Genomic DNA, 12261 nt, shown 5'->3' on the forward strand with positions numbered 1-12261 from the left:
AAGCCATCGTCGGGGAGTCCATGTGACGGCGAAGCGCACTCGTGACCGCTGATCCCGAGGCCAGCCTGTTCTAGGAGGGGTTCGGGCGCATGGCCGGTGCGGAACACGAAGCCCACCCCCGCTGGTTCGGTGCGAAGCTCAAGCCTGTCGGGCGAGTCATTCGGATCTGTATGCCAACGACTGCCTGCCTCGCTCAACGATGCCGTGATCTCCCTCAAGGTCATGCGAGAGGGATAGGCGGTGAGTGCGTTCGTTCCTGGCTCGGGAAGCTCAATGGGGTCGTGTCGAGCTTGAACGCTGATCATTGTTACGGTGCGGCAGTGGCAGACGCATAGTTCGACGTGTCCGTATGAGAAGAGATGGGGCCACCTTCTCCGCTGGCTGATACGACCGATGTCCCATGGCGGGCCGAGTGTCTCGGCGATGCCGTTCAAAGAGGCGCCGCAGCGTAAGGGCCCGATCCCGCCTGTTGCACCGAATAGAGCCATGATGGCGAGCGCTGTCACGATGCCGGAGCATAGTGGCCCACCTGAGGGGTCTGCGAATGAGTAAGAGGCCCTGCGGGTGGGTGTCCGCGAGGGCCTTCTGATTCTCATGGTCAGTTAGGGAATGTGTGTACTGTCGAGGCTAGCGTTCAGGCGGTTGAGCGCCTTGCGGGTCTCCGGGCTCGGGATCTGGGTGTAGACGTTCATGGTCACGCTGATCTGCGAGTGCCGCAGGATGCGCATCGCCACGCGCGGATGTACGTCGAGGGCGGCCAGTAGTGAGGCGCAGGTGTGCCGGGTGTCGTGGACGCGGATACGCGGGACACCAGCGTTCTTGCAGTGCGCGTCGAAGGCGCGGTTGAGGTTCCGGGGTTCGATGGGTGTGCCGTACCTGGTGGTGAACACGAGGTCCGACTCTTTCCACCGGGCGCCGGCCTCTTCGCGGGCCTGGTCTTGCATCTCGCGGCGTTGCTTGAGCGCTGAGATACAGAGGCCCAGGAGCGGGAGCGAGGCGGTGGAGTCGTCCGTCTTGGTCTTGTCGCGGTGCAGGAGCTGCCCCCCGACCCGCGTGAGCTGGCGAGCGACGTGCAGCTCCTCACCGTCGAGATCGACACAGTCCCAGGCTAGGCCGAGCACTTCGCCACGGCGCAGGCCGAGGACGAGGATGAGTACGTACGCTGCATAGAGCGGATCATCCTGGACGTGTTCCAGGAAGCGTCGGGCCTCGTCCACGCTCCAGACGACTTGTTGCCGCTTCTTCTTGGTCTTGCTGGCGCTGGGCATCGTGGTGAGCCCTGCCACGTTCTTGGAGATCAGCTCCTCGCGGATGGCATGGCCGAGGGCCGCGCGGAGCGTCCGGCGGATGCCCATGATCGTGTACCGGGCAGGGTAGCTCTTGCAGCACTTGCCAACCGAGCAGCACCGGCGCTTGTGCTCCGGGCGCTTATGGTCCTTTTTCTGGTCGCAGCACGTGCAGAGAGTCGGCAGGGTGTTCAGCCAGGCTTGAACGTCCCGCACGGTGAGCTTGTCGAGGCGCTTCTTTCCCAGGCCGGGGATGATGTAGAGGCGCACCAGCGGCTCATACGCGACATAGGTCGTCGGTTCGCGGTTGGGCTCGACGACTTCGGCCAGCCAGCGCTTGAGGAAGGCAGCCACGGTTTCGTGCTTGGTGGCCACCGGCCCCTTGCGGGCCTGCTCGTGGAGCTTCAGCCACTTCTCGTGAGTCTCCTCGCGGGTCTTGCCGTACGCCCACTTACGGGTGCGCTTGCCCTCGGGCGTGGTGACCCAGACATATCCCGCCCAGCCGTCCTTGTACGGGAAGATCGAGCCTTCCCCGTTCGATCGCTTGCTCATCAGGCGGCTTCCTCACATAGGCGGGTCACGTAGGCGTCCAGGGCGGACGATGGGATGCGGCGGCAGCGGGCGCTGACCAGGATGGACGTGATCTCGCCTGAGCGGATCAGGTTGTAGAGGGTCCATCGGCTGATTTTGAGAACGGCCATGGCCTCAGGCACGGTGAGCAGTTCAGCGGTCATGCGTGGCCTCCTGAGTGAGCGAGGTCGCCAGGGCTTGTTCGCCGGATGTGAAGCCCTGTCCGGCGTACTGCCAGTGGCCGAGGACGAAGGTGGCGTCTGGGTCGTACGGCAAGCGGCCGCGGGTCCAGTCGATGCGGGCTTGGCGGAGGTCGCCGAGGGTGGTGGAGTAGGCGCGGCTCTTGGTGGAAAAGTGGCCGCGGAAGCCGAGCATGTGGGCCCAGTCGCGCAGGCGTAGGTGGGCGAGGCCGGGATGGGTGGTCGGGTTGCCGAGTGTCCAGGCGGTGCGGATGAGCTGGGCCGGGTGGTCGGCGATGTCGAGGTGGTGGAGGCGACGGATGGTGGCGCTGGTCAGGGGCCGGTCGAGGGTGCCTGAGGTCTCGGCGGCCTTGGTGGCGTACTTAGCGATGTAGCCCGCGATCTTCTCTTCGGTCATGCCGCCGTTGCCGGACTCAGCGGCGATGTGTTTGACGTCGATCTGGTCGCCCCAGAGGAATTGGTGGGTGGGCTGCCCGAGGTCGGGCGAGGGCAGCTGTACGGCGCGAGCGGCCGAAAGGATCGCGTCGTCGAGCAGTTCGGCGGTGGCCCATGCCGGTGGTGGGACGGGTGTGTTGTCCTCCGTGCGGGTGTCCAGTCGGATGACGGCGTGAAAGTGGATGACCCCGCGGGTCTGATATTCGGCGACCTTGGCGAAGGAGATCCGTACGGTCTCGTTGAAGGTCTTGCGGGTCAGGCCGGCGGCGTCGGCCAGGTGCCGACGGAGGTAGATGGTGAAGCGCCGCCATAGGTCTCCGGCGTGGGCGTTCCACAGGATATGGCCGACGTAGTCGTAGGTGTCCGGGTCGAGTGGTTGGCCGATGGCCGGGTCTCCTTGCTGGTGGCGGGTGAAACAGGTCGGGCCGGTCCGGCGTGGGTGGCAGATGGGCGCGGTGCCGTCTTCGGCCGGGCCTCGGTGGACGGGGCCGAAGGTGGGTGCGGTGAAGGTGGCCAGCACCCTTGGGTGGGTGCGTACGGTGGCCGGGACTCCTTTGTCTCCGCCGAGCAGGCCCGCGCGGATGAGGTGGAAGGTGTCCCGCCTGTAGGTCTCGGCGCAGGCCGGGCAGCGGGCTTGGCGGCGGTTGCCGCAGCGGACGAGGAGTTGGCCGTGAGGCTCGTGGATGGTGGTGTAGTGCCGCAGCAGTTCACCCGTGAAGCTGTCGATGGTGTCCGACTCGCCGGTGAGGCGGACGGGTTCGCGGCAGCCGCGTAGCCGCTCCACCTGGTGCAGCCAGCGGGTCACGTCGTAGTTGGAGCGCCGGGCGAGGTCGCGGATGACCGGGCCGACGAGGGCGCTGATGGGTGCGGGTAGCTCGGGAGCCTCGGTCATGGTGCCTCCTCTCCGGTGCCGTCGCAGCACGGGCAGTAGATGGTGATCAGCTGGTTGGTGCGGACGGAGCGGACGCGGACGGAGCCGTATCCGCCGCATTCCGGGCATGGTCGGTGGCGCATACTGGAGTTCCTTCGTTGAGTGCGGAGGGTGACGCCCCACGGGGGCGGCGTGGCTGCCAGGCTTGAGCCGTCCCGTGGTGGCGTCGTTTCCGTTCAGTTCTGGTTGTCGATGCCGGTGCCGGAGCAGTCGCGGCAGGTGTCGTCGTCGTAGAGGCCGGTGCCGTTGCACGTCGCGCAGGCGTAGGCCTGGATCTCGATGGTCATCGGGTGCGTCCTCCTTGGCAGGTGGAGCAGGTCTCGGTGACCTCGATGACGAGGGTTTGGCCGGTGGAGCTGGGCTGACTGCAGTAGGCGGTGATGGCGCCGGAGCCGAGGCAGCGGCGGCAGTAGGGCTGGTTCACGCCGGGCCTCCTTGCGTGGTGATCCAGGCGTCGCGGTCGCCGTTGGCGTGCGCGATGGCGGCCAGGACACGCCGAATGTTGGTGAGATCCAGACCGGTGATGATGGGGCGGAGCTCGACCGGCAGGCTGTCGGCGAGCGAGAGGGCGATGCGCAAGATGGCGGCCTCGCTGCCGCAGCAGGGCAGTCGGCCGGCGGACATGGCGGTGTGCGCGGCCTGCCAGTCGATGACCGCGTACGAAGGGCGGGTGTGGGCGGCGGGGATGTAGTCGATGGCGTAGCGGCGGAAGTCGGTGCGGTGGAGCCATACGCCGTGCTGGATGAGCAGTTCGACAGCGGCTTCCATGGCGTAGGAGCCGCGGGCCCAGGCGCGGGCGGCCTCGGCCAGTTCGAACGAGGTGGGGTGGGTCATGAGGTGGGTTCCTTTCGGATCTGGGTGAGCAGGTCGGTGGCCAGGTCGGCCGAGACGCCCATGCGGGTGCGTAGCTGCTCGCTGGTGATGGGCCTTTGGTGGGTGGTGTGGTGGTCGTCGGCCAGGCGGCGGGCGTAGGCCACAAGTGCCGGCGACGTGACGGGTACGGGCCCGGCCGGTTGCGGCTTGGCAGCGTCGAGCGCGGGCGTGTCGTGGGTGATCTTCTGGACGGGTGTAGCGGCGTCCTCGGTCACCGCTTGTGCGGCGGGCGCCGGGGTGCGGTGTGAGGCGCGGCGTTCGAGCATGGAGACCGCGACCAGGAACGCCACGGCGGGTGTTGCGGCGGTGATCCAGCCCCACATGCTCGGGTGCGCGGTGGCGAGGTTGGCTGCCAAGGTGAGCACGATTCCGCCGGTGAGCACGAGCGCGGGCCACGAGGTGATGCCGTGTCGGTGGCGGCCGGTGCGTTTGTCGCGTTGGAGTTCGCGGGCGGCCATCACGCACATCAGGTCGATGCACACGGCGACCGCCCACGCTTGCCAGCCGCGTTGCCCGTGCCGGGCGGCCAGGTCGCTGATGTGGGTGAACGAGCCGACAGCGGCGATGACCGCCAGGACGACCACGGGACCGGTGTCGAGCAGGCGTGATCGGATGCGGTCCATATCGGGGCACCTCCTTTCGGGTTTCAGGCATGGGCGGGGCAGGGACCTGGCGCGATGGGCGCGCGGCCGGGCCGTACAGGGCGTGGGTCAGGTGGGCTCGCCCTCGCGGGCCAGCGCCTCCAGCTCCGCATCGGTCACGGTGACGGTTAGGTCGGTGGCAGTGAGCAGGTCGGCCCACGTGGGTGCGAGGTCGGCATGTGCCTGGGCGGCGGCCTCGGCGACCTCTTCGCTGACGTAGACGGAGCGGGCGCGGTACCAGAGGCCGTCATCGGCGACGACGACGGCGGTGCCGGGCATGTTGGCCGGGATCTGGCGGGCTGCGTCGAGTGCGGCGGGGTCGGTGTCGCCGAGGGTCATGGTCGCGGTCTCCGGGTCGTTGACCCGGTGGCAGACCCGGCCGGAGAGTTGCGATCGCAGGGCGGTGACGCCGGGGCCGAGGTCGGAGCCGACTCGTTGGCCGCAGATGAACAGGTAGACGCCGAAGGCCCGGCCGAGCTGGGCCAGCCGCAGCAGGGCGGTGGCGGTGGAGGCGATCTCGTCTTTCTCGCCCTTGTGCGCCATCAGGAACAGTTCGGCCACCTCGTCCACCAGGACGACGACCGGTGTCGGCCGCAGGTCCTCCGGCAGTTTCCAAATGTTGCGCGCCTTGTTGCTGCGACACAGCGCCATCCGGGTTTTGACCAGGCAGATCAGGTCATCAAGCAGGCCGACACATTCGGCCCGTTCAGTGGCGATGGCCGACAGGCGCGGCCCGTAGCTGGTCAGCTCCACCCCGCCTTTGAGGTCGAAGCCCACCAGGGCGACGGGTTGCGCGGACAGACCGGTGATGAGCGCGTTGAGCAAGGTGGACTTGCCTGACTGGGTGGCCCCGGTGTTGAGCCAGTGTGGAACGGTGCGGAAGTCGACCACCCACGGTGCTCCGGTCTCCAGCAGGCCGACTCGCACCCTCAGCAGACCTTCGGACAGCACCGGGACGCGGACCTCCGAGAGTGGGTCGCCTCGGGTGGCCAGCAGCGTGACGCGGCCAGGCCGGGCCGCGACGAGCCGGACGGAGTGCACGCGCCAGGCGTGCGCGAGGTTCGATAGGCGGGCGGTGTAGTCCTCGGGCGTCTGCCCGTCCATCAGCTTGACGTTGACGCGGAAGCCGAGCCGGTGCGGGCGGATGATGCCCAGGCGGGGTGGCTTGTCGATCTGGACGCGGCGGATCTTCCGCTTCTGTGAGAGGGAGATCGTGGCGTGCCCGATGACCGGCAGACCGTCGAGGGTGTAGCGCCAGCGGCGCCGCTTACGGGTGAGCGTGCAGCCTAGGGCGACGTTGCCCCAGGTGAGGTAGACGTGCGTGGCCTTGAGCGGGTAGCCCAGGCACAGCCAGAGTGAGACGGGGTGCAGCGTGCGCCACACCAGCAGGACCGTGCAGACCGAGGCCAGGGTGATGGCCAGCGGGATAAGCCAGTCGGACATAATCGGGACTGTCCTTTCGAACCATCGGAAGGAAGGCCCCGGAGCGGGCGGTGAGCTGCCAGGCGATGCGCCCGCTCCAGGGGTGCGATGTATGCGGCTAGGCCGCCTTGGGTGTGGCCAGCGTGATGGTCTCGGCGCGAAAACCGAGTCCGGAGCGGCCGTTCATCGACCAGAAGAACGCGGCCAGGCCGACTGGGCGGACCTGCACGCCCTCGGGGATCTGCGGGAACGTCTCGCTCGGGAACGTCACCACGATCACCGGGTTGCGCCGGTCGTCGTTCGGCTTGGGCAGGAGCGGGATGGTGTAGAGCTCTCGCCCTTCCGCGTCTCGCTTCACCTCGCCGGTGGCGCGGTCCACGATCTTGGGCTCGGGCTCGCCCGCGACCGTGAACGCCAGGCTGGTGATGTCGACGGGGATGTTACGCATGATGGTCCTCCCAGACCTTAGGTCCTCAACTCCTAATGAGGACTGTAGGACTGATGTTGTGCCCGCAGACCTCCTGTCGTCAACTCCTAATGAGGAGTAGAGTTCGTGGCGAGGACAGTTTTTACTGTTCGATCACCACGAGGCGGAAACAGTGACAGCAGGTTTGGGCGGATTCGCCCCGAAATACCAGCGCATCGCGGAGGAACTGCGGCGAGACATCAACGAGGGCCGCTACCAACCGGGGGAGCGACTCCCCGCGGAAACGGCCCTGGCCGAACGATTCAGAGTCAGCTTGCCGACCATCCGACAGGCCATCGGCGTTCTACGAGCCCAAGGCATCGCCGAGTCCAAGCACGGCATCGGCACCTTCGTACGGCAGGACCACCGGCTCGAACGGCGCTCTCGCCATCGCTACGGCCGTGCACGCGGCGACCAGAAGCTCCTCACGGCGTATCTGCGGCACGACATCGTCTTCGCCGGTCCAGAACAGGCGCCGGCACGTATTGCCGCCGCCATGGGCATCGACGAGGGCACTGAGGTCATCACCCGCCGCCGCGTGCTCTACGACAAGGAGAGCAACACGCCCGAGGAGATCGGCGCCAGCTACATCCCGACCGACATCGCCGGCGGGACCTTCCTGGAAAAGCGCGACGTCGTCCCAAAGGCACTCTTCCTATGCGTCGAAGACCTGAGTGGCACGCGCTACCACCATGCCCGCGACCAGTGGATCGCCCGCAGCGCCACACCAGAGGAGGCCCTGACTCTGGGTCTTCCGCAGGGTGGCCAGGTCATGCACGTCATCCACACTGCCCGAGCCGAGGATGACACAGTGCTGGAAGTGTCGGAGTCGATCTGGCCGGCAGACCGGGTAACCATCATCGATGAGTACCTGATCGACCAAGAGCCGAACGTCCCTGACACTCCCTCCCAGATCTGAGGCAGACCGATGACCATCAAGAACGTCGACGAGGTTCGGTCGCACTGGTGGCCACGGCAAGGCTGGCGGCCGGGCCGGCTGGTCTACACCTGGCACCTGACCTTCGAGCATGCGCCGGAGCTCCATGAGCTTGCTAGGCGGTATCAAGATGCCCTCGCGGCAATCGAGGGGCACAACTTGATTGCTGCCCAGTGGCTGCACCTCACTGTTCAAGGCGTCGGGTTCGTTGATGAGGTGCCGGACAAGCAGCTCGACCAGATCATCGAGGCTGTAGCCGCACGCCTGGGGCAACTTGCCCCCATCGAGCTGACCTTCCAGCGACCTGTGGTCATCGGAGAGGCCGTGGTGCTGGCCCCAACCCCAACAGATCCGGTGCATCAGATCTGGAACGAGATCAGGGAGGGAATCGCCGAAGTCACCGGAAATGCGCCGACGGCAGCCGAACAGGCCAAGGGGTTCCGCCCACATGTGAGCTTGACCTATTTCAACACGCCAGGACCGGCCAAGCCCTATATCGACGCCCTGAACGCAGTTGATGCCGATGTGGTGAGTGTGAACGTGGATCAGGTGGCGTTGATCGTCCAGAGCCGGGTCCTGGAGCCCGAGTGGGTCTACCGCTGGAATCTACGGACAACGGTGCCGCTCGGGGCCAGTTAGCTCGGTCGAGCGGCCGGGTATGGAACGCAGCCACAAGATCGGCCACAACATCGGACGTGGTTACAACCTTCTATACGGGTTCAAGCCGCCGCCGATGGCGGCGGGCGGTCGGGCCGGACCGGGCGGGCGTGCGGCCTCTCCGGGCCGGTCCCGCCCGACCGGCCCACCGCACATCGGAAGCAGGGCTCAGAGACGCACGGAAGCTTGACCACGCAGCGCCGAAGTACACAGGGAGACCGTCATGATCGGCACAGGCACGAACATGCCTCCGGCAAGGAATCTCCAGCCCCGAGGCGGTCGCCAAGCGGGAGCTCGGGCGCCGGAGTGGCTGAGAGGGAAGGCCGATTACCTGGCTCGCTATCGACCTGAGCAAGCCCAGCAGGCTGGCTCCTCCGCATCAAGCCTGGGCTGTGCCCACAGGGCAACAGATGAGCGAGGAACGGCGGCTGGTCAACGTACACGCCAAGCTGAGCTTGACACTCCGTCCCGGCCGCTGCCGCTACGTGGCGGGTCGGCAGCGAACGAGGTGATCAGGGGATGGCTAGCGATCTACCGATTGTCGGGTTCTGTGAGCTCGTGAATGCTCTTAGGAGATGGCCGATAGGGAGAGCGGGTAACGATGAATGATGGCGTGCCCCGCACGTACCAGGTGAGCGAGTCGGGATCCTCTTTGGGGCTCGGCTCCAAGGCCCAGTCGTATACACCTATCCGAATTTCCCAGCCGCTCGGCGGGCTTTGGTGATCACCCGCTGCATAGTTTACCCCGTCGCCTTCTTGAGCGGCCCACACACGCAGAGTGGTCGAAGGTCCGCGGGACCAAAGTTTTTCTAGGTTGTCCTCGACCCATAGCTCTCGCCAACGTTCGGTCCAACCGCCAATAGCGGTTTCGAAAATGACGGCATCACCAGGCGGCACCAGTACTCCACGATGGTCGCTCATGGGCTCGGGGATAGGTTCACGGCATAGCGGGGTCGATCCACCTCTACAGGACCATCGATCGGCTATGACGACCGTGCGAGTGTCCTCGTTGACGAGGATGCCGCGAATTGGAGTTTGAAGCCAGTTCCTTTTAAAATCCGCTTCGCTTGTGAACTCGAATGGACTCAAATCGTAGATTAAGCTTCCGCGGTAATTTAGCTCCCAAGGCTGAGCGGGCTCCAAACTGACGTAGACCTTGACGCGTCCGGAGTCAGTTTCGATCCGCGCCTGCTGAACGGCCGAAAGTTCATCGGCGTCCGCGCTTCGAGCTGCTGCGTTTGCGGAGCGGGCAGAAGACTTGGCTGAGTGCACGGCAGCGATAGCAGATCGGCGGGCATACAGTAAGGAAGCTACCGCGATGACGGCAGCAACCGTGGCGATCACGTCTGAGGGACCCACGCGTCTGATTGTAGAAGCATCAGTACCGTCGGAGGCAATCAATTCAACACCGAGCAGCTCTTTAGGCGGAACCGTTCAGCCGACAAGGTATTCAGGGTGCCTGCTACCGAGGTCGAACCGTTGTTCACAGAAGGGCAGTCCCCGTGGATGACCACTCCGGTGAGCAACCGCGAACCGTGACGCCGCCGATGGACTCGTGATGCAGCTCAAGAGGTTTGTTGGTCGATCTGGGGATCATGGCGATCTGGGTTTGATCGAAGTGGTCGCGGCCGTGACGATCGCTGACTTCGGTACCCTGCCGTACGTGGCTGGGGCGATCGACTGCCGCGGCCCGACTTCGTCGGGCCTTGCCAACGGGTCACCCGGGCTGAGGTGACAGCAGCCATTACAGCAACGTCCCCCGCACGGTGACCGCCGGCGCCCGTCCACATGGCTCTGGCCATGGTCGGTGTGAGCTAGCGACTCGCTATCGCTGGCATTTCACGTCGACCGTTATTTGCGAGCGTCGATCAGGATTTGTACTCCGAAGAGCAGTAGAGAAATCGCTGCACCGAGAAGCACGCCTGAAACAAATAGAGATCGGTTGGCTTGCTGCTCCTGTGCGAAGTCGACTGTCGTTCCAGTCTTTTGTCCAGTACCGCATCCATTCCACCTAAACCCTGGCCCCGTGGGTGCAGGCTGGGCTCCTTCTACCCTTTCTCCAGCGCTTATTGGCGCAACCTCTGTCGTGCATTCGGGAGGATCAGCCAGATCGGGTCCGAGTAGCAACGATCCGCGGTCATAATTCTCTGCGAGCTCTTCGATCGACGCTATTTTGAAATCTTCGAGCTTCCAGACACCCGTGTTGATATTGACATCGGGCGCCCAGTAGGCTTTTCGGTAGGCTCCTACCCGCGTTACCGGTCTACTCGCTATCTCGGCAGAGACCGTACCCATGTAGACCTCTTTACTTGTCACAGGGTACTGTGAGCACATTGCGGCTCGAATCATCTGGTCGGCAATCATAGGGTTGCTATTTTCGCCATTGTTGTTCGTCCATGTCTCTACCGATTGCCCCTCCGCCTTGTAAACGACCTTCTTGCCTAGTTTCGCATCTCCCTCCATTGCAAGGGCATAGGGAAAGCATCCATCGGCCGAATTGCCTGCTTGGCCGGTTACGACAATTACCACGTCATAGGCGTTGGAGTTCGAACTTGTTCTTTCTTCTTGTGGAACCTTATAAGAGTAGCTGATGTTGAGCGACTTCATTCCAGGCGGCACAAGCAGAGTGAGCCTACCCCAGGGGTTGTCCGCCTTCGATTGCGTCATCGTTGCGGTGGAGAAGGCGAGCCAGCCGCCGAAGCCGGTGGCTATCGCTAATACGAGCGAGACGACACCGAGAGAGATGCGACGCCGGTGCGTTCGATTAGGCCTGCCAGTGACTTCAGCGTGGGGAGAGAGCTTGCTAGAGGCGCCGCTCGTCGAGGACGCGGGAGTATGGAGCAGGCGGCTCGCTACTGCGATCACGATCAGGGCTCGCACCAGGATGTGCACATGAGGTAGACGATTGGCGGCGAGGATTCGTGCCATCTCGGGGGTTGACGTCTTCCGGGCTAGTAGACGCGCTTACTTGCTAGAACCCTGTACAGGTCCTTAAGGCATGAAGCATGTCCTCGCCTCATAGGAGGACGGGCCAATCCTGCACCCCGCTGCCCCAAGAGGGCGTCCTGTCACGCCGCGGAGCATCACGATATGAGGAGGACCTTGCCGCGTCGGGGGGACACCGAATCTTGCTAACAGCGCTGCTAACAACGTCCCTGGACGCCGGTGCACGACATTGGAAGCTGATCAAGCTGAGATGGGCGCTGAGCAGGTACCCGTGAGCCCCGTGGACGCTCGTGGACAGTCTCGAAGTCTCTTGTAATCAGAAGGTCAGGGGCTTGCGGGCCAGAACTGCAGTCGGTAGGTCTCCAACCCTTTGGGAGGTCGTCCCCTGGAGTAGCGGGCACCAGGGCCAGGGCGGACGCTTGCGCGAACTAGCCAGCTGCGAGCCTGATCGCACAACTCGATGATCTTGCCTGAGGAGTGGCCGTGAACTCCGACGATCTCCAGCTTGCCCGAGCTGGAGTAGAACTCTGTCGTCTCGCTGCTGCTCCACTGGTCGCCGTCGTCGGGTGGTGGGCCGTCCCAGCGCTCAGCTGTAACGCCGACCCTGTGCCAAGCGTCGGCCTGGCTGATGATGATGGCGGCATTCGCGGTAGCCAGGAACCAGTTGGTCATGCTCGACCGGTTCGCGATGTCCCAAAGATCCTCGGCCCCCTCGGGCTGTCCGTTGGCTCCGTCAAGGTCCATGACCATGAACTGGCCAGAATAGATCGTGACCATGTCCGACAGACGTTTGATCAGACGGGCGGTAGCTGTCAAACTGTTTGAGACGTTTCAGGCGACTTGTTCTGTATCGGAGCTCATTTCCTCCTTGGCGGGTTCGTTGATCCAGACGGCGGT

13 protein-coding genes are annotated in these 12261 nt (G+C 64.7%); 2 read left to right on the plus strand and 11 right to left on the minus strand.

Annotated features, from left to right (window positions below; genetic code table 11):
* Positions 1-602: 602 nt before the first annotated feature.
* The 8 genes from xerC to ACIBI9_RS55200 all read right to left on the minus strand — a co-directional run bounded on the left by xerC (position 603) and on the right by ACIBI9_RS55200 (position 6806).
* Positions 603-1838, minus strand: coding sequence for a tyrosine recombinase XerC (xerC, locus tag ACIBI9_RS55165; RefSeq protein WP_397235455.1), 1236 nt, complete (start codon positions 1836-1838; stop codon positions 603-605).
* Complete coding sequence (locus ACIBI9_RS55170) at positions 1838-2020, minus strand: helix-turn-helix transcriptional regulator (protein WP_397133539.1); 183 nt, start codon at positions 2018-2020, stop codon at positions 1838-1840. Before ACIBI9_RS55170 ends, xerC begins: the two co-directional genes overlap by 1 nt.
* Entirely contained in the window at positions 2010-3383 is a 1374-nt protein-coding gene (locus ACIBI9_RS55175; protein WP_397235456.1) for a replication initiator, read from the minus strand. The genes ACIBI9_RS55170 and ACIBI9_RS55175 overlap by 11 nt, the downstream gene beginning before the upstream one ends.
* 322 nt (positions 3384-3705) lie before the next feature.
* Positions 3706-3846: a hypothetical protein gene (locus ACIBI9_RS55180; protein WP_397235457.1), complete on the minus strand. Its 141-nt coding sequence runs from the start codon at positions 3844-3846 to the stop codon at positions 3706-3708.
* On the minus strand, positions 3843-4256 hold the full coding sequence (locus ACIBI9_RS55185; protein WP_397235458.1) for a hypothetical protein: 414 nt from the start codon (positions 4254-4256) through the stop codon (positions 3843-3845). Before ACIBI9_RS55185 ends, ACIBI9_RS55180 begins: the two co-directional genes overlap by 4 nt.
* Positions 4253-4918, minus strand: coding sequence for a DUF2637 domain-containing protein (locus tag ACIBI9_RS55190; protein WP_397235460.1), 666 nt, complete (start codon positions 4916-4918; stop codon positions 4253-4255). The genes ACIBI9_RS55185 and ACIBI9_RS55190 overlap by 4 nt, the downstream gene beginning before the upstream one ends.
* Before the next feature lie 87 nt (positions 4919-5005).
* Complete coding sequence (locus tag ACIBI9_RS55195; RefSeq protein WP_397235461.1) at positions 5006-6379, minus strand: FtsK/SpoIIIE domain-containing protein; 1374 nt, start codon at positions 6377-6379, stop codon at positions 5006-5008.
* Between the two features lie 97 nt (positions 6380-6476).
* Positions 6477-6806: a hypothetical protein gene (locus ACIBI9_RS55200; RefSeq protein WP_363962106.1), complete on the minus strand. Its 330-nt coding sequence runs from the start codon at positions 6804-6806 to the stop codon at positions 6477-6479.
* A gap of 163 nt (positions 6807-6969) precedes the next feature.
* Here ACIBI9_RS55200 and ACIBI9_RS55205 point away from each other — a divergent pair, with 163 nt between their 5' ends.
* Positions 6970-7743: a GntR family transcriptional regulator gene (locus ACIBI9_RS55205; protein ID WP_397235462.1), complete on the plus strand. Its 774-nt coding sequence runs from the start codon at positions 6970-6972 to the stop codon at positions 7741-7743.
* 9 nt (positions 7744-7752) lie between these two features.
* Positions 7753-8400, plus strand: coding sequence for a 2'-5' RNA ligase family protein (locus tag ACIBI9_RS55210; RefSeq protein WP_397235463.1), 648 nt, complete (start codon positions 7753-7755; stop codon positions 8398-8400).
* 549 nt (positions 8401-8949) lie between these two features.
* On the opposite strand, the gene ACIBI9_RS55215 is transcribed toward ACIBI9_RS55210, so the two are convergent.
* The 3 genes from ACIBI9_RS55215 to ACIBI9_RS55225 all read right to left on the minus strand — a co-directional run bounded on the left by ACIBI9_RS55215 (position 8950) and on the right by ACIBI9_RS55225 (position 12141).
* Positions 8950-9777: a hypothetical protein gene (locus ACIBI9_RS55215; protein WP_397235464.1), complete on the minus strand. Its 828-nt coding sequence runs from the start codon at positions 9775-9777 to the stop codon at positions 8950-8952.
* A 492-nt stretch (positions 9778-10269) separates the two neighbouring features.
* Entirely contained in the window at positions 10270-11310 is a 1041-nt protein-coding gene (locus ACIBI9_RS55220) for a hypothetical protein (protein WP_397235465.1), read from the minus strand.
* 378 nt (positions 11311-11688) lie between these two features.
* The gene (locus ACIBI9_RS55225; protein WP_397235466.1) at positions 11689-12141 is read right to left on the minus strand and encodes a hypothetical protein; all 453 of its coding nucleotides are present in this window, start codon (positions 12139-12141) and stop codon (positions 11689-11691) included.
* Positions 12142-12261: the final 120 nt, after the last annotated feature.

This window comes from Nonomuraea sp. NPDC050451 (assembly GCF_044458585.1).